The following is a 21,685-nucleotide window of genomic DNA, read 5'->3' as shown; positions in this document are numbered from 1 at the left end:
CATGAGAGCAAAGAAATTACATAAGGATAAAGTGAACATCATCACACTTGGCTGTAGTAAGAATATGGTCGATAGTGAGGTGCTGAGTGGGCAATTGCAGGCCAATGAGATCGATGTGGTACACGAGAGCGGGAAGAAAGACCACAATATTGTCATAGTAAACACCTGTGGGTTTATAGAAAAGGCCAAGGAAGAATCCATCAATACTATTTTAGACCAGGTGGCCCTGAAGCAAAAAGGAAAACTGGATAAGGTCTATGTAACCGGATGTTTGAGTCACCGTTATCGCGATGATCTGGAAAAAGAGATCCCTGAAGTGGATGCCTGGTTTGGCACCATGGAACTTCCCCTGATCCTGAAACAATTTGAAGCGGATTATAAATCTGAGTTACTTGGTGAACGATTATTGGCCACGCCCCAGCATTATGCTTATCTCAAGATCAGCGAAGGCTGTAACCGTACCTGTTCATTTTGTGCCATTCCCCTGATGCGTGGTGGGCATGTCAGTAAAACCATGGAAGAACTCGTGGCGGAAGCAACGGCACTGGTAAAGAAAGGGGTGAAGGAGATCATGCTCATCGCTCAGGAGCTTACCTATTATGGGTTGGATATCTATAAGCAGCGCATGTTGGGTGAATTGATGAAACGCCTGAGTGACATTAAGGGATTGGAATGGATCAGGCTGCATTATGCCTACCCACATAAGTTCCCACTGGATGTACTGGACGTCATGCGCGAAAGGGAGAATATTTGTAATTATCTCGATATGCCTTTGCAACATGCAGCCAATAACATGTTGAAGGCCATGAAGCGAAATATTACCCGCGAAGAAATGGAGGAGTTGATCCTTGCCGTACGGGAAAGGGTGCCGGGCATTTGTTTACGCACCACCCTGATCACCGGTTTTCCGGGGGAGACAAGGGATGATGTGGAAGAACTGAAGTCATTTTTACAACGCCAGCGATTTGACCGCGTAGGTATATTCACTTATAGCCATGAAGAGGGTACCTCGGCCTATTCCGAGGTGGATGATATTCCAGCTGCGGAAAAAGAAGAAAGGGCCCGGGAGATCATGGAGGTACAACAGGAGATCTCTTATGAATTGAACCAGGATAAGATAGGTAAGGTATTTAAAGTTATGGTCGATAAGAAAGAGGCCGGACGATACCTTGGCCGTACCGAATTTGACAGCGTAGAAGTGGACAACGAAGTGGTCATCAATACAACCCAACGTCTCCGCCCCGGAGATTTTGTCCAGGTAAGGATCGTAAAAGCCTATGATTATGACCTGGAAGGGGAATTGGTCTGATTCCTTTCTAAGTGTCCCATTCTAAAAAAGTCAATTTTCTACTACAAAAAAGGGAGATTCATTTTTACACCACAATCCCATCATTTACTATTTGTTAGGAGCCTTACCTAAACCATCTTTGTATCAGCAAAGCAAGGTTAATGGTTCTGATTTTTAAACCTCCTATGAAAGACCGACAAAACCGCATCCTGTGAAAAACCACTGCAACCGCAGTAAACCAATCGTCCTTTACGTTTATGACATCCCGCCTTTTCAGGTGGGATGTTTGGTTTATACAGGACCTGTTTATCCAAATATATCATTGAGTAATCCGGCCAACCTCACGCCTGCTTTCAGCAAACATTGGTTCAATTCCTCTACATGATCAAAATTGTATCGGAAGCCCAGCTTTTGGTCTGGTTGGGTGATCTCCTTATATAGCTTTTGGCTGGTGGAGTAGGATTCCCAAAACCATTCGGTCATGGGTTGTTCCTGCCAGACTTTGCGGTCGGTTTTGGTGGCATGATTTATTGCATGGGCAAATTCGGTGTAGCTCAACTGTTGAAATGCCAGCAATTGATCATCCCACAACCGGTGGAGGTTGGTATTTTCATTGAACCACATGACGTAGATCCTGTTACCACCCAGGTCTTCGGCCCGGCTTACATGCATGGGTTGGTGGATATCGCCGGTGATATGGATCAATAAGCGGAGGTACATTTTTTTTACATCCGGTGCCAGGTCTTTTTTCTTCAGTTCGGCGATCAGGAAATTCAATTTGGTATAGGCATCGGTGAGGGTATCTTTTTCCAGGTACGCTTTTACTTCTGATTCACTCATTCCGTCCTTCAGGTTAATATAGTGCCAGTTATCCAGGTTTTTATAGGCCGGGTCCGATTTTATAAAATCCGCCCAGGTACTTCCCATGGCAAGGGATTCATAACCGAGTATGGCTTTGATGTTTTTGCGGGCTTTGGCGGTGAGGTAAGAGTCAGCGATCTGTCCTACCACCCGGTGCCCCAACTGGCCCCAAGCGAGTGATTGAAGGGGCAGACAGGCCAGAAGTAAATAAAGAAAATAGCTTTTCCGAATGCGCATGGTTTTATTTTTTTTAACAATTATAACCCGGGCAAAATTATTGGTAAAAATCTTAACAATCTCAAACCATAGCTTAACAGGGCATTAATAATTATTGGGCTTTAGATTGCGTCTATTCCGGTATAAGTTAACCGTAAAATCAAAAACGTATGAAGCGATTACTTACTCTTCTGTTTTTTGCCGGTATCACCACTGTGGTTATGGCCCAGCCTCCCCGCCCGAATCCTTACGGCCGTCAAAATGGCCCGGTAGCAACCCGGAGTTCACAGTACATCGGGAAATCTTATCATTATTCTTCCCGGGAACGCGACCGTGACATTGCAAAAGTGTACCGCAAGTTCTCCCGAAAGATCCGTTCTGCCGGTAACCGGCTTTTTGCCAGCCGCTATAAAAAGGTCAATGAAATTAACCGCCTCGAACGCGAACGTGACCTCGAGATCGGAAAGATCAATGCGAAGTTTTATAGCCGGAGGAATTCGGCACGCAGGTAAGGAATGGATTACGCGGATTGCACGAATTACACAGATTATTCATATTTGACGGATCTGTGTGATTTGTGCAATCCGTGTATTCAATAAAAAGACTAATTTCCCCTCCCAAAAACTACATTATGCAATTTGAATGGGAAGGGGTTTTCCCGGCGCTCATCACGCCTTTTACTTCAACCGATGAACTTGACCTCGAACTGTATGATAAAAGCCTGAAAGCACAGGAACAGGCAGGTGTCCATGGCATAATCCTTGGTGGATCCCTGGGTGAAGCCAGTACCCTGACCACGCCGGAAAAGGAAATATTGGTGAAAAGGGCACAGGATAAGCTTGGCGGCCGTCTCCCGGTCATTTTAAACATAGTGGAGAGTTCCACACGCGAAGCAGTACGCCAGGCGGAATTGGGCCTTCAATGGGGTGTGGATGGATTTATGCTTCTGCCACCGATGCGCTATAAGAGTGATGACCGCGAAACGGTGACCTATTTCAAAACTGTAGCTTCGGTTTCTTCCCTGCCCGTCATGATCTACAATAACCCGGTAGATTACAAGATCGAGGTTACCCTGGATATGTTTGCTGAATTGGCGGAGCTTCCCCAGATCAACGCGATAAAGGAAAGTACCCGGGATGTAACGAATGTAACGAGATTGATCAACCGCTTTGGGGATCGGTATAAAATACTTTGTGGGGTGGATACTTTGGCAGTGGAGGAGCTTGCCCTGGGTGCACATGGTTGGGTGGCTGGTTTGGTGGGAGCCTTTCCAAAGGAAACGGTGGACCTCTATCACCTCGTCAAACAAGGGAAATTGGAAGAGGCCCGGAAGCTTTATCGGTGGTTCATGCCCCTGCTTGAATTAGATATTCACCCCAAATTGGTTCAATATATTAAACTGGCCGCCTCTCATACCGGCATCGGAAGTGAGTATGTGCGTGCACCCCGACTGATGCTTGTTGGTGACGAAAGAAAAAGGGTAGAAGCTGTGATACAGGAAGCCCTGACGAATAGGTTGTGATATTAAAGTTTCCCGCAGCGTTCGCAGCGCTTCTTTGCGAACCCTGCGAGAAGCCTTACCTCGAAATATAGTCGGCATGAAATATAAGGACGCAACAAACAATGAAATAGACCATGCCTTACAAATGGCCTGGGAGGCATTCTTGTTTTATCGGCAACAAAGCCTGGCTAAAAGAGCAGAATTCATGCGTACCATCGCTAACGCGATCGAAGCCTGTGGTGACCGGTTGATCCAAACCGCTATGCGCGAAACGCATTTACCTGAAGCCCGCCTGCGTTCAGAAAGGGCCAGGACCATTTTTCAATTAAACAGTTATGCCAATGCCTGCGAAAAAGGGGATTGGCTGGAAATACGGATTGATACGCCACTCCCGGAGCGTAATCCACCCCGTCCGGATATTCGGAAGATGCTGGTACCATTGGGGCCTGTTGTGGTCTTTGGTTCCTCCAATTTCCCCTTTGCCTATTCTACCGCAGGGGGTGATACCGCGGCTGCTTTTGCCGCAGGTTGCCCGGTAATTGTAAAAGCCCATCCAGCCCATCCTGAAACCTCTGAAATGGTTGCCGGAGCGATTCATTCCGCTATTAAAAAGATGGGATTACCTCAAGGCTTGTTTTCCCACCTACACGGCGCTTCCTTTGAAGTGGGAAAGGCGCTGGTGACACACCCGCTGACTAAGGCAGTTGGATTTACCGGCTCATTTACCGGAGGAAAGCAATTATTCGATTGGGGCCAGCAACGGAAGGAACCGATCCCCGTCTTTGCGGAAATGGGAAGTGTGAACCCGGTATTCTTATTGCCAAATAAACTACAGAAGGATGCATTTGCCATTGCTGAACAATACGCCGCTTCCATCACACAGGGAGCTGGTCAGTTTTGTACCAACCCCGGGCTGATCATTGGTATCGAGAGCGAGGGACTTCAACGTTTTATACATGACCTGGGTAAAAAGATTCAGCAAATTGCGCCTGCACCTATGCTGCACCCCGGAATTGTCGGTGCCTACAAAGAGAAAAAAGGAAATGCCCTTTTGCAGGAAGGCGTTCACCTGGTTGCCGAATCCGAAACCACTGTAAAGGAGGGAGAAGGCCTGCCAACGATCGCTACGGTGGAAGGCAAGATTTTTTTAGAGAACCCCTTGCTTCATCAGGAAGTATTTGGCCCTTATTCCCTCGTGGTCCGATGCAAAGACAGTCAGGAAATGCTATCTGTGGCCACGCACCTCGAAGGACAATTAACGAGTACCCTGATGGCTACCGAGGAAGATATTCTTGCTCATGAAAAGGTGGTAAATGCCATCCAACTCATTTGTGGCAGGATCATATTGAATGGAGTCCCTACCGGCGTGGAGGTATGCTGGGCCATGCAACATGGAGGGCCATATCCCGCCACAACAGACAGCCGATATACAGCAGTAGGGGCAGATGGGATCAAACGGTTTGCCAGACCGCAGTCCTTTCAAAACTGGCCAGACCACTTACTTCCTGATGAACTTAAGAATAGTAATCCACTGGGTATTTGGCGGATGGTGAACGAAGAATGGAATAACGGGGTTATCTGATAATCATTTATGGAATTCAAATAAAACCACAGAGACACAGAGGCACAAAGAATAATTGAAAAAACTTTGTGCCTCTGTGGTTAAAAAATTCTAATTTAATAGTAAGGTTATGCTGCTGATAAAGAATCCTCTCTTTTGTGCTTCCACACAAAGTAACTGGTAACAAAAGTGGCCACCACAAAATAGGCCAGCAGGAAATACGCTATCCCTGGAATAATTGTACTTGCTTTGAACCAATCTCCCTCCTGTAACAGGATGACCATTCCCACTGTATTTTTTAGTGTTTCAAATATCAGGGCATAGGGGTTTCGGTCCATCAATTCGGTATAGGCATAGACCATTAAAAAAATAAATCCCCCGTAGATAAAGATATCAGGCGTACCAATGTTCGCAATATTTCCAAACAGGTAACTGATAAATAAAAGGGTCATAACAATTTGAACCCAGCTCCAGATATGCAGGCCTCTCGATGCCCTGGGGTCATATTTTTCGAAATGATACACATCTTCGATCTTGGGTACCGGGTATTTTTCGGCCACATCTGCTGGCCTCCAACCGGTAGGCATAAACCAAATCCGGATTTTATCCCAAACATTATTGGTTCTCCACGCATCTTTTACCAATAACCAGAAATGCTGAAAATTGATACGGATCGGGTTCCAGGTGGCAGCAGGCCTCGTGATGCCATATACCGGTGGTTTATCCGGCAACTCTTCCTGAAAAGTGCCAAACAGTTTATCCCAGAAAATAAATATCTGGCCAAGGTTCTTATCAAGGTACTCCGGGTTGATGGCATGGTGTACCCGGTGATGAGAAGGGGTTACAATTATTTTTTCCAGAAAACCCATCCGGTTAATGTGGCGGGTATGATACCAAAACTGTGCAAAGAGATGCAGGGGCGCCAATATGGCGATCACTTCAAGTGGAACACCCACCAGGGCTGCAGGAAGCAAAAGGAAAGTAAAGTATTCAAAAATGGAGGCGATACTTTGCCGAAGGGCACAGGCCAGGTTGAACTCTTCACTGCTGTGGTGAATGATATGCCGGTTCCAAAACAGATTGATATGGTGACTCCAGCGATGGACCCAATAGCCCTGAAAATCGATGACGATAAAAGCGACCACATAGGTAAGCCAGCTGGCTTTGATGGTGAAGATAGCCAGGTGATCGACCATCCAGCCATAACTCAAAATGCCGATACTCAGGCCAAGTACATCCTTGGTGACATTGGTGATGCCCGAGCTCAGGCTGGAAATCATATCCATGTTCCGGACCGTATCATAACCTTTGCGCCAGCCATACCATTTTTCAAATAATACCAGGAACAGAAAGGCAGGCATGGCAATGAGCAGAATGCGACCATAGGTTTCCATAATAGCAGCAATTATTGATTAAAAATACAAAACCGCTCAATATCTTTATCCTTAACATGAGCCTGATCAATTATAATCTTCCCGGGGCGCCCTTTGGCGGGAAAGGGGGTGTTTTTCAATGTATTGATGCCCATACCTGTGGCAATCCAGTTCGGTTGGTACAGTCCGGAGGGCCAGTACTGGAAGGAAATAACATGTCGGAAAAACGACAACATTTCCTTCGGGAGTTTGACTGGATCCGGAAAGGGTTGATGTTTGAACCCCGTGGCCATGATATGATGAGTGGGAGTATTCTTTACCCGCCGCATGACCCGGCCAATGATCTGGCTGTTCTTTTTATTGAAACAAGTGGTTGTCTTCCCATGTGCGGACATGGTACCATTGGTACGATCACCATCGCAGTGGAAAAGGGGCTGGTACATCCTAAGGTGCCTGGTCTGATCCGATTGGAAACCCCGGCCGGACTGGTCGAAGTGCGTTATGTTATGGAAGGGGATAAATGCAAGTCTGTACGCCTGACCAATATCGCCTCTTACCTGGCGGCTGAAAATCTGATAGCTACCTGTCCCGAATTGGGGGAATTAAAAGTGGACGTAGCCTATGGCGGAAATTTTTACGCGATCGTGGATGTTCAGGAGCACTTTCCCGGGTTGGAGCATTTTCCCGCCGATAAGCTGATCTATTGGGCCAGGGAATTACGTAAGGATATCAATGCCCGCTATACATTTGTTCACCCGTTGAACCCAACGATCCAGGGTTGTTCGCATATACTCTGGACCGGAAAGGTCATTGACCCTAAAGCCACGGCAAGGAATGCTGTGTTTTATGGTGATAAGGCAATCGATCGTTCCCCCTGTGGTACCGGAACCAGCGCCCGAATGGCGCAATGGTATGCCAAAGGGAAATTGAAGAAGGGTGATCTCTTTATTCATGAGAGCATTATCGGTAGTCAGTTCATCGGGCGGATTGAGGAGGAAACAAGGATTGATGGACAACCTGCAATAAGACCTTCCATTGAAGGTTGGGCGCGCATCTATGGAGCCAACAGCATTACCATTGATCCGGGGGATGATGTATATGCCTATGGATTTCAGGTTTAATAAATAAGGAAATGAAATGTATCGTCATCGGCGGGGGCATTATCGGCCTTAGTTCCGCCTTGTATTTGAAGAGGTCAGGATGGGAAGTTACTGTCTTGGAGAAAGGGGATTTTGAGGACAATTGTTCCTATGGAAATTGTGGGTATATCTGTCCCAGTCATTTTATACCATTGGCCACACCGGGTATTGTCAAACAAGGGTTGAAATGGATGTGGAATGCAACCAGCCCTTTTTATGTGCAACCCCGTTTGGACAGAAACCTGATCGATTGGGGGATGAAATTCATGCGCTCTGCAACCAGGGAACATGTGGACCGGGCGGCCGCTCCATTATGTGAAATTTCCCTGCTCAGCCAGAAAGAATATGAAACCTGGAACCGGGAAGGATTGTTTTTTGCCTATGAACACAAAGGGTTGATTGAATTGTTTCAAACCGCAGCCGTTGCAGAACATGCCCGGCATGTGGTGGAAAAAGCCCATGCGCTTGGGTTGACCGATACAAGATTCTTATCAAAAGAAGAGACGGAAGCCCTTGAGCCAGGGGTTCGCCTGAACGTATTGGGTTCGATCTTTTTTGCCTGTGATGCCCACTGCCATCCAAATACCCTGATGCTGAATTTGCGTAAGATGCTTTTGGCAGAAGGGGTACAACTGGAACCCCATCAGGAGGTGACCGGATTTGAGAAAAAGGGTGGGAAGATCCAAACCGTTTTGACAAATAATAGCGCTTTCTCCACCGATGCGGTGGTACTGGCCACCGGCTCCTGGAGTCGTGAGGTCGCTAAACGGCTTGACCTGCGATTGCCTCTGATGCCTGGCCGGGGATATTCCCTGACACTGGAGGATTCACCCTATAAGGTAAACTACCCCTCCATATTGGTTGAAGGGCGGGCGGCGATTACACCCATGGATGGGAATAAGATCCGTTTTGGTGGTACGATGGAGATCACTTCCCATTCCACGCCACCACGAATGAACCGCGTGGAAGGAATTTTGAAAGCCGTCAAACGATATTACCCTGACTTTGTTATTCCTCTTCCAAAGCCGGAAAATATCTGGTATGGCTACCGGCCCTGTTCGGCCGATGGGCTGCCTTATATTGGGCGGGTAAAAAAATGGGAAAACCTGGTTGTGGCCACCGGGCATGCAATGCTGGGACTTAGCCTTGGTGCCGGCACCGGTAAACTGGTCAGTGAAATACTGAACGAGAAAACAACCTCTATCCCCCTGGATGCGTTTCAGGTAGAGCGATTCGGAGGCAAATGATTAACTTTATTCAAACCACTTGTCATGAAAAATAAAATGATTGGATCCCTTCTTCTGATATTGGGATTTTCCTTTACTATCCAGGCACAGCACAGCCTTACCAAAAAATGGGAATCTGAAGCCCGTTTTAAAGTTCCTGAGTCTGTATTTTTTGATAAAACAAAACAGGTGCTGTATGTAAGCAATATTGATGGCACTGACCCCTGGGCTAAAGATGGAGCAGGATCTTTGGGAATGATGGGGCTCGATGGCCGTATCATTGCCGCAGAATGGATCGGTGGGTTGAATGCTCCCAAAGGCATGGCTATGTTCGAAGGCATGCTTTATGTAGCTGATCTTGATCAAATCGTCATTGTGGATCCTTCCATTGGAATTGAAGTTTCACGTATTACAATTGGCTCCGCCATGGGATTGAATGATATCAGTATTGATGAGCAGGGTGTGGTGTATGTGACGGATTCAAAAGGAGGAAAACTATACCGTGTTAAAAACGGAGCCCCTTCTGTTTTGCTCGATGGCCTTAAAGGTCCCAATGGGGTTTTGTGCCACAAGGGACAGGTTTACCTGTTGAATGATGGCGGACTTTATAAGGTGGAAGGCGATGAAGCCAAACTCATTGCTGATGGCCTGGAAGGATTTACAGATGGTATAGAACCCGTCAAAGAAGGTGGGTTCATCGTTTCCTGTTGGGCAGGCGTGATCTACTTTGTAGACCTGACCGGGAAAAAAGAGCTGTTAATAGATGGACGTCAGGGAAAGATCAACTCTGCTGATATCGGGTATGATCCCGAAAAAAGGATCGTTTATGTGCCAACTTTTTGGAAAAATTCTGTGGTGGCTTACGAACTAAAGTAACAAATCTATAACGCAGGAATTGATAATTTCACCGCATGGAATTTTTGTCACAGCGAATCCCTTACCGCGAAACAAAGCAGTTCTCCAGGATCGTACTGGATCATATTGACCAGGCTGAACCGCTTCGCCCCTTTTATGCACATGCTGTTTCACGGGCAGGATTTGAAGCGGCCATCAGGTCCCGTCAATCTTTCCACACAGACCGGGAAACCCTGTATTCCCATTTACAGGAGCAGTATAAAGGGTTAAGTATTTCTGAAAAGTTGATCAGGAACCTGGAGGACCTGCGTTCTGCCAATTCATTTACGATAACCACGGCTCACCAGCCCAATCTTTTCACCGGGCCACTCTATGTGATCTATAAGATCCTGCATGCGATTCAATTGGCCAGGCATCTTTCCGAACAATTCCCTGATAAGAAGTTTATCCCGGTTTATTATATGGGATCCGAGGATGCCGACCTGGATGAACTCGGGCACCTATTTCTAAACGGGGAGAAGTTGAATTGGGATACAACGCAAACCGGTGCGGTAGGTCGCATGAAGGTGGACAAGGGTTTGTTGAAATTGATCGATCAGATTGCCGGGCAGGAAGGGGTTCAACCCTATGGTGCTGAAATAGTCGATATCCTGAAGCAGTGTTTTAAGCAGGATATTTCCATACAGCAGGGTACATTTCATTTCCTTCATCAATTGTTTGGGGAATGGGGCCTGGTGGTTTTGATCGCCGATGCGCCTGCACTTAAGAAGAAAATGATCCCAGTATTTCAGGAAGATCTGTTGGCGCAAACCCCTTCACAGATCGTGGAGCAAAGCTCTGCCAGGTTGGGAAAGGAGTATAAGGTACAGGCCAGTCCACGGGCTATAAACCTGTTCTACATGGTCGATGGTATCCGCAACCGGATCGAGACAAGTTCGGATGGTTTTCAGGTGGTGGATACAGAGATCAGGTTTACAAAAGAGGCCCTGCTCAAAGAACTGGATCAATACCCGGAGCGGTTTAGTCCCAATGTCATTCTTCGAGGGTTATACCAGGAAACCATTCTGCCGAATATTGCCTTTATAGGTGGCGGAGGAGAATTGGCTTATTGGCTTCAGCTAAAGGAATTGTTTACGCATTATAAAGTGCCTTATCCGATGCTGGTCTTGCGCAATTCATTTTTGGTGGTGGAAAAATCTTGGGTCGAAAAGATAAACAAGACCGGATTTGATCTGGTTGATTTTTTTCAACCCCTTCGTGAATTGATGGATCGCTACGTAACCCGGGCATCAATTAATGTTGTCCGATTAAATGGTACCTTGACTGATACGGAAGCCATCTTTGACCGGATCAAATCACAGGCGGGCGCTGTTGATCCAACACTGGCTAACCACACTGAAGCGATCAAGGTACAGGCGGTTAAAAAGCTGAAGGAGCTTGAAAAGAAAATGTTACGTGCAGAGAAACGAAAATTTGCAGATCAGCAAAGACAATTATCTTTTATCAAGGACCGGTTATTTCCCGGAGAAGGATTGCAGGAACGCGTCGACAATTTTATTCCTTACTATGCCAAATGGGGGAGGGGGTTTCTTCAGGCCTTATTGGATCATACGCAAACCATCGAGCAGGAATTCACCATTCTTACAGAAAGGTAAGTGCTTGGACTCTTTTTTCCTGGCTGTTAAATCATACCTCCAGAACAGGCTTCTTTTCCAGGTAGAATCTGATTCCCTCCAGTACGCCTTTGGATAATCTCTCCCTGGCAAAATAGATATCTTCCATGCCACGAAGGCTTTCCAGTTCGGGGCTATAATTACCAACTACGATTCCCCTTGTCTTTCCTACGAGCATATCGATATCATTTCCGCTGTTTCCGGCAGAAATAACCTGTGACGGATTCAGTCCCCACTTTTCTGCTACGAATTGAACCGCACTTCCTTTGCCAGCGCGCATAGGAAGAAAATCGAGATAGCGGTTTTCGGTTAATAATACTTTGAAGCTAAGTTTTCGTTCCTCGAGGGCTTTTTCAATCATAGCCAAGTATTCCAGTGAAAACCGAGGTTCTGTATAATAACTCAATTTAAAGGGCCACTGTGCTTCCTGCTCCTGCAGGCGAATACCCGGGATCTTTTGCAGCGCTTTTTCCAAGGTTTCCCGGTCCCATTGCGAGGCTATGTTTTTTTCCCAATCTTTATCCGCGACAAAATCATGGCCATAATAAATTTCCGATCCGGCGGAGCAGATCAGCGCATCGGGTACAGGCAGGTCATATTCAAGGATCGCCTTTTTAGTCAGTTCAAAATTTCTTCCGCTGGCAATGCCAAAGGCAAAGTCCATTTTATGGGCGTTGATCCAATGTGTTAGTTCCCTCAGTCCATAGATATCTTCTCCTTCTGCGATGGTGCCATCCAGGTCGGTAACCAGAAACCATTTTTTTTCTTTAGGGTCGAGTTGAATATTATTATTTTTTGGTTGCAGGAGGGCAAGGGCTTGCTGTACATATTTTTCTGCATGAACATCCCAGGAATAAAGATCATTTACCCCTAAGACCCCATTATCAGAAAATAATTGCCATTTTGCCTGATCACTGATAATGGACTTTATGGCTTGTGCAATGGCGACAGGATCTTCCACATCGGTGAGAATACCATTCTGGCAGGATTCAATAATTTCCCGGGGGCCGCCTGTGGGGGATGCAATGACAGGTAATCCACAGGAGGCAGATTCAACAATGGTCAGCCCGAAATTTTCACCAGGAGTTCCATTGACAAAAACGCCTTTGCTATGGGCAGCTATCCGGTAGATCTCCGGCACTTCTTTCTGGGGATCATTCTTTTTTGGGATAGCGAGTTTGCCATACAGATCGTATTTATCTAGCAGCAAAAGCAGATTGGTGAGTGTTTCGCGTTCATCATCCGGCATCTGGCTGATCTCTTTTCGGACACCGGCAAAGATGGCGAGATTGGCCATTGACTGCAGCTCTTTGTCTTCTCCGTAGGCTTGAATGATCGTTTCGAAGTTTTTTCTCTTGTCGGGCCTGCCGATGGAAACAATCAGTGGCTTTTCGTAATTGAATAAAAATCGTTTTATTTCTGAAGAGATCCGGTGTAAGGCTTGTTCCTGTTCCAGATCCATTGTAAAGTGAGACAGGCTTTGGCGATAATATGGATAAAACAATTCCCGGTCAGTGCCTGGAGGGATTACCGTGAATTTCCCTAAAGACTTGTTTTTGTAAAGCGTATAATGGGTGTCGATTTCATGCTGGGTGCTGGTTATGATAAGATCAGCCTCCTTTATCACCATTTCCTCGACCTCGATCCTTTTTTGCATTTGAAATTGCTGCTCGATCTTCTCTGCATGCATGCCCTGTCGAAGGAGAATATTCAGTTTGTTCCGACCCAATGAATGTCCGGTGGATATCAACGGTATTTTCCAATGTTGGCTTATGGCAAGAGCAATGAAATTTCCGTCAGCATAGTGCCCATGCGAAATATCCGGATGTTCATTTTCCCTTTCAGTAAATTGAATTGTATGTTGAATGAATTCGGAAAGAAAATCCCACAAGGTTTCTTTCTTTCGGTACCTGTTTCCACCACAGCTAACCCGGATGATCCGCGCTTTTTCATTCACTTCTTCAACTTCCCGGGAATAATCGGCGCTTACTTTTTTATCGATAATGCGACGGGTAAATAAATCAACCTTCCTTACCTGGGGATGTGTGGAAAGTGCGTTTAATAATTCAAGGACATATTTAACCTGCCCTCCAGTGTCCTGATCTCTTCCGATCTCAGGATGTTTGACGCGTATCAGTCCATGTGGACTAAATAATTGTATGTATAGTCCCTTCATGTCCTATTCACAGTTTCGAATAATTGAAGTTAGCCATTTTGATTGAGAAATACCTTTGTATATTTAAATAATTCATATTCACAAAAATTTAATAAATGTTTTATGTACTCAGGTTCAGGGTATAGTGATTGGGAAATAGGCGATGTGACAATGATTATTGAGAATGGTGTTTATCATTTATTTCATTTGATCATACCGAATCATGATTATATCGCTCATGCTGTATCAACAGATGGGATAAGTTGGAAGCGCGTGAATAATGCCTTATTTGTAGGAGATCCCGGTGAATGGGATGATGATATGTTATGGACCATGCATGTTTGTAAGTTGGGAGAGAAGTATAGAATGTTTTATACAGGACTTCGACGCCAGGATAAAGGGGTAGCGACACGGATTGGGATTGCTGAATCAGATGATCTGTTGCGTTGGACAAAGGTGGAACACCCGGGGTTTCCACTTGGATCTGAGGAAGGGGAATTTTATGAGTCATTATCAAACAATCCCAGAAACTGGTTGAGTTTCAGGGATCCTTTTTATATGGAGGTTGACAACGAATCTTTTTTACTTCTTTGTGCGCGTGTGGGTAAAGGGCCTGTTTCACGGCGTGGTTGTGTTGGTTTGTTCAAGTGGTCTGGGGAACGATATCTGGCTCTTCCTCCGTTAATGCATCCAATGGCTTATGATGATGTGGAATGTCCATGTGGGTTTGAATTAAATGGCAGGTATTATCTGATCGGTTCAATTCGGGAGGATGTGAAGATAAGGTATTGGTTTGCGGATTCTTTTATGGGAGAGTATCATAGTTTTCACGCCGATGTGCTCATGCCGCAGGGGAATTATGCCGCCCGTATTTTGAAGGATGAAGATCATCTGCTGATATACAATTTCTTTTACACCCATGGTCAGGTTAATTCCCTTCGGGTATTTCCGCCACCAAAGGAGTTGGCGACGGATGAAAAGGGGAGACTTGTTTTGAAATCCTATTACCGTTGGAATGAGATGGCGGCTAAACCAGTTGCACTTGATGGGCTTGGTCATCCCAGTCCTCTTTTTGAAAACCCAACCAATCAATTGATTTATGAGGATGGTAAATGGACCTGTGGTGCCAGAAGCGGGTATGAGATTTTTTGGTGGTCAAGGCCTTCTGCTAATTTCATATGGGAAGGCCGGTTAAATGTGGAGGGTATGGGAAAATTTGGACTCACCGTTTGTACGGATAAAGAAGCGAATGGCTACTACATTTCCTTTGATATAATCAATGGGTTGGTTCAATTCCGTGCCTGGGGTTACAATGCGAATGATCAAAAGAAGAATTTTGTTTTTGAAAATATTCAATCCAACACCATTGTGGTTCCGCATGACAGATCATTCCATTTCCGGTTAATCATTTTTGGGAATTATGTCGAACTCTCTGTGGATGGCGTTGTGAAAATAACCTTGATCGATTATCAATGGTCCTGTTCAGGATTTGGGCTGTACTCAGCATCTTCTGTTATTTCCCTGGAGGAATCCACAATTCGAAGTTTGCCGGCTGTGATCGATGAGTATGCAAGTCAGGAAAAGGCGGAAAAGAAAGCGGTTTAATCAAATTTATTCTCCCAACCATCTTTTTTCAGTTTCTCCACTTTCTCGATCACTTCGTTATTCAGTTTTTCTTTATAGGAAGTAACTGCTGCGGACACTACAGGCTCAAAAGCGCCAATGATCTCAGCGGCCAGGATGCCTGCGTTTTTTGCGGCGTTGAGTGCTACGGTAGCCACCGGGACACCATTGGGCATTTGAAGAATTGAGAGTACAGAGTCCCAGCCGTCAATTGAGTTGGAAGATTTGATGGGAACCCCGATCACAGGCAAGGGTGTGATAGCGGCTACCATACCGGGCAGGTGTGCAGCACCCCCGGCTCCGGCAATGATCACCTTCAGGCCTCTTTCCCTGGCTTTTTGGGCGTACTCCACCATACGTAAAGGGGTGCGGTGTGCCGAAACAACGGTTACCTCATGAGCGATCTTAAACTCCTTCAGGATATCGGATGCAGCCTGCATGACGGAAAGGTCGGAGTCGGATCCCATAATGATGCCGACAAGGGGTGGCGTAGAGGATTGGGGCATATATGTTTGACGGTTAGTAGGGGCAAATTTAGGGGCTTTTATCTGTAACCCTATCGCACCAGATCCCCCTTCAGCCTTAATAATTCGGTTTCGGCCACTTTTGTATTATACCTGGCAGCGATCAGGCGGTTATAGGCATCTTCCAGGCTCTTTTGCGCTTCGCGTAATTGAATAAAGGTGGCTGCGCCTAATTTGTAGGTTTGAAATACAATGTCCACATTCTCTTTGGCGAGTAAGATATTGGCTTCCTCCAGGTCTAATGCTTTTTTCTGTTGTTCATATTCCTTCCAGGCATTGATCACACTCAGGTTAATGAGTGAGCGTTGATTCTCATACACCAGTTTCTGATAGTCGATGTCCAGTTCGGCCTGCTTGATCAAGCGTTTGGTGTTGTAATTATTTAGAATGGGGATGGTGGCAGTAAGTCCATAGTTTAATCCCCTGTTTCTGCTGAAGAGTGGTTGAAACGGGTTGACCACGGCCTTGTTGTCGGTCCGGTTGAAGTTGTAGTTGCTGTTAAAACCAAGAATGGGAAAGCGGTCGGCCTTTCTTTCCTTAAGGGTCAATTGGGCAATATCAATATTCTTCTTATTGATCTGAAGAAGGGGATTGGATTGTTCCAGATTTTGCTGGATATCACCCAGTACGATCCCAAAATCCACTGGTATGGAATCGGAGACAGCATAGTCAGTCCGGGTAGAACCGGTAAGTTGATTGAGTTGCTGTTTAAGTTGGGTGATCAATGTCTCCTGGGTCAGGATAGCAGATCGCTGTGCATTCAGGTCCACTTTGCTTTGGAGTACATCGGGTTTTGCGCCCACGCCAATATCGAGTTTATATTGGGCCAGTTTCACCCGTTCTTCGTTGAGCGACATCTGCTCCTGGATGGCCTTTAGTTGCTGTTGTTGCCTGACAATGCTGTAGTAATTGGTGATCACCATTGCTACGGTATTAACAACCTGGTTCTTGATCGCCAGCTCTCCTAATTTGACAAACTCTTCGGCCTTATCCCGGATCACAAACATCTTCATCCCATCAAAAAGGGTCCAGTTCAGGGAGAGGGAAGCGGTAAGCGTATTGGATTTCACCCCATTTCTTTCCCGCTTTGTTCCATCGGCAAATTCCTGTTTCTGGTCATTGTTATTCCAGGCCTGGCCCGCATTGGCATTAAGCCGGGGAAGGAAGGCTGCATTGCGAAAGGAATAATCAAGGGCTGCTACGGCAGAATCATTGCGGGAGAGGCGGATATCATAATTGTTTTCCAGGGCCTGTGCAATGGCGTCTTCAAGGGATAGCAGCGTTTGTTGCGCATGAAGCGCAATCAGGGAGAACAGGGAAAGGGATATGGTTCCAAAAAACTTTTTCATGGTGAGTCCATTCTTTTTAAACATGGGCAGGTTCCGGATCGGGATTAGGGGTTGTTTGTTGATGTTGTTGTGCCGTGATCTTTTCAATCTCACTGACCTTCTTATTCGTTGACAGGAAAGAATACATGGCCGGTATCACAAAGAGGGTCAATATCAGAGAGAACAGGATACCACCAACAATAACGACACCCAATGGGATACGACTTGTAGCGGCAGCTCCTAACGATAAGGCAAGTGGCAAGGCGCCTAATGACATAGCGAGGCTCGTCATCAGGATGGGACGCAAACGTTGCGTAGCGGCATATACAGCCGCTTCGGTACGACCCATTCCTTTAAGCCGGTTCTGATTGGCGAATTCAACGATCAGGATACCATTCTTGGTCACCAGACCAATCAGCATGATCATCCCGATCTGTGAGAAGATATTGAGGGTATGTCCAAAAATCCACAACGATAAAACGGCTCCGGCGATGGCCAGAGGTACGGTGACCATGATGATCAATGGGTCAATGAAACTTTCAAACTGCGCGGCCAGGATCAGGAAGATCAGACCGAGCGCAAGTAAAAAGGCAAAACTGGTATTGCTGGAACTTTCGGCAAAATCGCGCGAGGAACCTGACAGGGAGGTTGCAAATGTTTCATCCAATAATTTATCGGCGATATTTTGCATCTCTTCGATCCCGTCACCAATCGTTTTCCCCGGTTGAAGCCCGGCGGAAACCGTAGCAGACTTATACCGGTTAAAGTGATAGATGGTTGGAGGGGTATTGGACTCTGCCACATTTACCAGATTATCGAGACTGATCATCTCGCCCCGGCTATTCCTTACAAACAAACTTTTCAGGTCATTGGGATCATCCCGGTCAGCACGGGTCACCTGTCCCATTACCTGGTATTGTTTACCATCTTTTGTAAAATAACCAAGACGTCTGTTGGAATACGCCAACTGCAAGGTTTCTGAAATCGCGTTGACACTAACCCCAAGTTCAGCTGCTTTGATACGGTCAATTTGTACACGGAGTTCGGGTTTATTGAACTTTAGGTCCACATCCACCTGTTGCAATACATCGCTCTTATTGGCCTCTTCAATGAATTTGGGAAGTATGGAGGTGAGTTTCTGGAAATTGTTATTCTGGATCACAAAGGCCACGGGTTGCCCGCCACGGCGGTTCACGGAAATCGTTTGTTCCTGAATGGCAAAAGAACGGCCTTCGTTGAACCTTGGTAAGTTACGGTTGACCATATTGACGATATCGCCTTGTGATCTGGAGCGCAGACTTGGATCAATTAATGTAACCCGGACAAATCCGGTATTGGCGTTTCCTGATCCGGAAAACCCTGGAGAAGTAACACTTAAAACTACTTCCCTTTCGGGTACAGAGTCAAGCATAAAACCCGATACACGGTCGACAAATTTGTCCATCGCGTCAAAGGAAGTTCCCTCCGGCGCGGTCATCTGAAGCCTGAACTGACTGCGGTCTTCCATGGGTGCAAGCTCTGATTGTAATTGTCCTCCAATCAGAAAAATGGTAGCGCCACAGGCTAAAATGATAACGATGGCCGCGCCGCGGATCCGCATAAACCCTTTTAGTAACCGTTCGTATCCATTTTCCATGCCTCTGAAGAAGGGTTCACTCTTCCGGTAAAACCAGGAATGCTGGTGAATATTTTTTCGGGTCAGTTTTACGTTCAGTACAGGTGTCAGGGTAAGGGACACAAAGGCCGAGATCAATACCGCACCGGCTACCACGATACCAAATTCACGGAACAGGCTTCCTACAAACCCCTGAAGGAATATGATCGGCAGAAATACGACCGCAAGCGTAATGGAGGTAGCGATGACCGCAAAGTAGATCTCTTTGGATCCCTCCAGGGCCGCCTGCCATTTCCCCATACCTTTCTCCATCTTCTTATAAATATTTTCCGTGACAACGATTCCGTCGTCGACCACCAGACCTGTTGCGAGAACGATGGCCAGCAGTGAAAGGACGTTGATCGTATATCCCATTAGGTACATGATAAAGAAGGCGCCAATCAGCGAAACAGGAATATCGATCAGGGGGCGGATGGCAATGATCCAATCCCGGAAGAAGAGATAAATGATCAGGATCACCAATACGATGGCAACGATAAGCGTTTCTTCTACCTCTGCAATTGAGCGCTTGATGAACTTGGTCTGATCAAGCGCGATATTGATCTTAACATCTTCGGGAACATCCTTTTTGATCTGTTCCAGTCGTTTGTAAAATTCATCGGAAATGGAAACGTAGTTCGAACCGGGTTGGGGAACAATGGCCAGGGCGATCATGGGGATGCCGCTTTCTTTCAACACAGTTTCTTCATTTTCCGGCCCAAGAATCACATTGCCAATATCCTTGATCCGTATATCGGCCCCACCAATGTTCTGAATAATGACATTCTCGAATTCTTCCTCCGTATTTAAACGGCCAAAGGTGCGGACCGTGAGTTCGGTGGTATTTCCTGAAATTTTCCCCGATGGAAGTTCCACATTCTCCCGGAGCAAGGCAGATTGTACATCTCCCGGGGTGAGCCCATAGGAAGTAAGTTTAGCGGGATCGATCCATATCCGCATGGCATACCTTTTCTCACCCCAGATCTGGATTCCTGATACACCGGGAATGGTTTGCAAACGTTCTACCAGTACATTGTTGGCGTATTCCGTCATTTGCAACTGGTTGCGGGTATTGCTCTGAACGGTCATGGAAAGGATGGCATCTGAACTGGCATCGGCTTTTGACACCACGGGTGGCGCTTCAAGATCGGGTGGGAGGGAGCGAATGGCTTGCGATACCTTATCCCGTACATCATTGGCGGCGGCTTCCAGGTCTATTTCCAGATCAAACTCCACATTGATATTGCTGGTGCCATTGCTGCTGCTGGAGGTAATGTTCTTGATCCCGGCGATACCATTCACGGCTTTCTCCAGCGGTTCTGTGATCTGGGTTTCGATTATATCAGCATTCGCTCCTGCATAGGAGGTCCGTACGCTGATATTGGGAGGGTCAATGGCCGGATAGTCACGTACCCCAAGAAATTTGAATCCTATGATCCCAAACACCACAATGATGATGTTCATTACGATCGCCAGGATCGGTCGGCGTAAACTCAGTTCAGATATATTCATACTTCGCTTTTCGGAGGCGATTAATTAATGATCTTATTAACGGCTATCGTAGCATCGGGCCGTATACTCAATAATCCGGTTGTAACAACGGTATCTCCCGGCTTAAGTCCGGAAAGTATTTGTACCCTGGCTGAATCTCTCACTCCGGTTGTAACATCCACAAATGTGGCTTTCCCACCCTGGTAAAGGATTACCTTCTTTCCCCGGGCCTGCGGCACCACTGCCTGTGAGGGGATCAGAAGTGAATTGGGATCTGGTTCAAATTGAAGTTTGACCTTGGCAAATACCCCGGGTAGTAAAAGGTTGTCCTTGTTTTGAATGATCGATCGCACAGTGAGGCTTCGGGTATTCTCCGTTACGGAAGATTCAGTGGCAACCACTTTGGCGCTCCCTTCCTTATTGGAGCCTTCAAAGGTGAAATTCACTATCTGACCAGTCTTTATTTTCCCACTGTATTTTTCAGGAACAGTGAAATCGAGTTTTAATTGATCGGTCTGATTGATGACGGCAATGATCGTGGCAGGGGTAACATAGGCACCGGGACTGATATTCTTTAATCCCAATTTACCATTAAAAGGAGCCCGGATTTCCGTCTTGGAGATGCTTGTCCGGATGATATCCATATCAGCCTGGATATTGTTTACATTCAACAGACTGGCGTCATAATCCGATTTGCTGATACCCTGAATCTTGAGCAACTGTGCGGAGCGCTCCTCATTTGTTTTGGCGATCTGCAACTGAACCTCCAGTTTGCGGAGTTGCGCTTGCAGATCGGCGTCATAGAGTTTAACCAGCAGGGTACCCCGGCTTACATAACGACCTTCCGAAATGTTGAGCTGGGTGATACGTCCGGAAACCTCGGGATGGATCTCTGTAGCTTCACTGGCTACGATCGTGCCCGGGACTTCAATATTCTCGGCAAAGGATTCTGATTTTACGATATAAGCGTCCACCCGTATGGTCATATTCCGGGCTTGTGCGGCGGGTGCTGGTGCTTTATTCTCTTCTTTATTCTTACAGCCGGTCGTTAGTACCAGGATCGCCAGAGGGAAGATAAATGCTGAAAAAAGGACAGTCTTTGTTCTCACGTTATTATTCAATTGGTTGGGTGGTAAAATTACAGGTAAAATCGGGTACGGAATTAGATTCCTTTTCCCCAAAAAACCTTCGAACAGGCAACTAAAAATCAAGGCCAA

Annotated in this window: 16 protein-coding genes; 9 read left to right on the top strand and 7 right to left on the bottom strand. The window is 46.3% G+C overall.

Features of this window, described 5'->3' with window-relative positions; all coding sequences use genetic code 11:
* The first annotated feature begins 1 nt into the window (after position 1).
* Positions 2-1,309, top strand: a complete 1,308-nt coding sequence (rimO, locus tag J0M30_11955; GenBank protein MBN8668210.1) for a 30S ribosomal protein S12 methylthiotransferase RimO — start codon at positions 2-4, stop codon at positions 1,307-1,309.
* A 285-nt stretch (positions 1,310-1,594) separates the two neighbouring features.
* On the opposite strand, the gene J0M30_11950 is transcribed toward rimO, so the two are convergent.
* Positions 1,595-2,386, bottom strand: coding sequence for a S1/P1 nuclease (locus J0M30_11950; protein ID MBN8668209.1), 792 nt, complete (start codon positions 2,384-2,386; stop codon positions 1,595-1,597).
* Between the two features lie 149 nt (positions 2,387-2,535).
* Here J0M30_11950 and J0M30_11945 point away from each other — a divergent pair, with 149 nt between their 5' ends.
* The 3 genes from J0M30_11945 (at position 2,536) to J0M30_11935 (ending at position 5,448) form a co-directional block, all read left to right on the top strand.
* The gene (locus tag J0M30_11945) at positions 2,536-2,877 is read left to right on the top strand and encodes a hypothetical protein (GenBank protein ID MBN8668208.1); all 342 of its coding nucleotides are present in this window, start codon (positions 2,536-2,538) and stop codon (positions 2,875-2,877) included.
* Between the two features lie 119 nt (positions 2,878-2,996).
* On the top strand, positions 2,997-3,887 hold the full coding sequence (locus tag J0M30_11940) for a dihydrodipicolinate synthase family protein (GenBank protein ID MBN8668207.1): 891 nt from the start codon (positions 2,997-2,999) through the stop codon (positions 3,885-3,887).
* Positions 3,888-3,963: 76 nt separating this feature from the next.
* On the top strand, positions 3,964-5,448 hold the full coding sequence (locus tag J0M30_11935; GenBank protein ID MBN8668206.1) for an aldehyde dehydrogenase (NADP(+)): 1,485 nt from the start codon (positions 3,964-3,966) through the stop codon (positions 5,446-5,448).
* Between the two features lie 107 nt (positions 5,449-5,555).
* Here J0M30_11935 and J0M30_11930 read toward each other — a convergent pair whose 3' ends face one another.
* Positions 5,556-6,821, bottom strand: coding sequence for a sterol desaturase family protein (locus tag J0M30_11930; GenBank protein MBN8668205.1), 1,266 nt, complete (start codon positions 6,819-6,821; stop codon positions 5,556-5,558).
* Between the two features lie 56 nt (positions 6,822-6,877).
* Between J0M30_11930 and J0M30_11925 the strand changes: the two genes are divergently transcribed.
* From J0M30_11925 to bshC, 4 genes are read left to right on the top strand one after another with little or no spacing between them, the layout of a single operon-like run.
* On the top strand, positions 6,878-7,921 hold the full coding sequence (locus J0M30_11925; GenBank protein ID MBN8668204.1) for a 4-hydroxyproline epimerase: 1,044 nt from the start codon (positions 6,878-6,880) through the stop codon (positions 7,919-7,921).
* Between the two features lie 11 nt (positions 7,922-7,932).
* A complete protein-coding gene (locus J0M30_11920; protein ID MBN8668203.1) occupies positions 7,933-9,186 on the top strand; it encodes an FAD-dependent oxidoreductase in 1,254 nt (417 codons plus the stop codon).
* Positions 9,187-9,222: 36 nt separating this feature from the next.
* Complete coding sequence (locus J0M30_11915; protein MBN8668202.1) at positions 9,223-10,041, top strand: ATP/GTP-binding protein; 819 nt, start codon at positions 9,223-9,225, stop codon at positions 10,039-10,041.
* A 35-nt stretch (positions 10,042-10,076) separates the two neighbouring features.
* Positions 10,077-11,675 carry a bacillithiol biosynthesis cysteine-adding enzyme BshC gene (bshC, locus tag J0M30_11910; protein ID MBN8668201.1) on the top strand — a complete coding sequence of 533 codons (1,599 nt, stop codon included), beginning with the start codon at positions 10,077-10,079 and terminating at the stop codon, positions 11,673-11,675.
* A 31-nt stretch (positions 11,676-11,706) separates the two neighbouring features.
* On the opposite strand, the gene J0M30_11905 is transcribed toward bshC, so the two are convergent.
* The gene (locus J0M30_11905; GenBank protein ID MBN8668200.1) at positions 11,707-13,869 is read right to left on the bottom strand and encodes an HAD-IIB family hydrolase; all 2,163 of its coding nucleotides are present in this window, start codon (positions 13,867-13,869) and stop codon (positions 11,707-11,709) included.
* 102 nt (positions 13,870-13,971) lie between these two features.
* Here J0M30_11905 and J0M30_11900 point away from each other — a divergent pair, with 102 nt between their 5' ends.
* Positions 13,972-15,453: a glycosyl hydrolase family 32 gene (locus tag J0M30_11900; GenBank protein MBN8668199.1), complete on the top strand. Its 1,482-nt coding sequence runs from the start codon at positions 13,972-13,974 to the stop codon at positions 15,451-15,453.
* On the opposite strand, the gene purE is transcribed toward J0M30_11900, so the two are convergent.
* Genes purE through J0M30_11880 form a run of 4 tightly spaced genes read right to left on the bottom strand, consistent with a single transcriptional unit; the run spans position 15,450 to position 21,454 of the window.
* Positions 15,450-15,977 carry a 5-(carboxyamino)imidazole ribonucleotide mutase gene (gene purE / locus J0M30_11895; GenBank protein MBN8668198.1) on the bottom strand — a complete coding sequence of 176 codons (528 nt, stop codon included), beginning with the start codon at positions 15,975-15,977 and terminating at the stop codon, positions 15,450-15,452. The two genes, J0M30_11900 and purE, sit on opposite strands and share 4 nt — an antisense overlap.
* 50 nt (positions 15,978-16,027) lie before the next feature.
* Complete coding sequence (locus J0M30_11890; GenBank protein ID MBN8668197.1) at positions 16,028-17,344, bottom strand: TolC family protein; 1,317 nt, start codon at positions 17,342-17,344, stop codon at positions 16,028-16,030.
* A 16-nt stretch (positions 17,345-17,360) separates the two neighbouring features.
* Positions 17,361-20,489 carry an efflux RND transporter permease subunit gene (locus J0M30_11885; GenBank protein ID MBN8668196.1) on the bottom strand — a complete coding sequence of 1,043 codons (3,129 nt, stop codon included), beginning with the start codon at positions 20,487-20,489 and terminating at the stop codon, positions 17,361-17,363.
* A 20-nt stretch (positions 20,490-20,509) separates the two neighbouring features.
* Positions 20,510-21,454 (bottom strand): efflux RND transporter periplasmic adaptor subunit, encoded by a 945-nt coding sequence (locus J0M30_11880; protein ID MBN8668195.1) that lies wholly within the window; start codon positions 21,452-21,454, stop codon positions 20,510-20,512.
* Positions 21,455-21,685 lie beyond the last annotated feature (231 nt).

The organism is Chitinophagales bacterium, from assembly GCA_017303415.1.
Taxonomy (GTDB): domain Bacteria; phylum Bacteroidota; class Bacteroidia; order Chitinophagales; family Chitinophagaceae; genus SpSt-398.
Note: the sequence above shows the minus strand (reverse complement) of the source record. Positions and strands in the feature narration are given on the sequence as shown.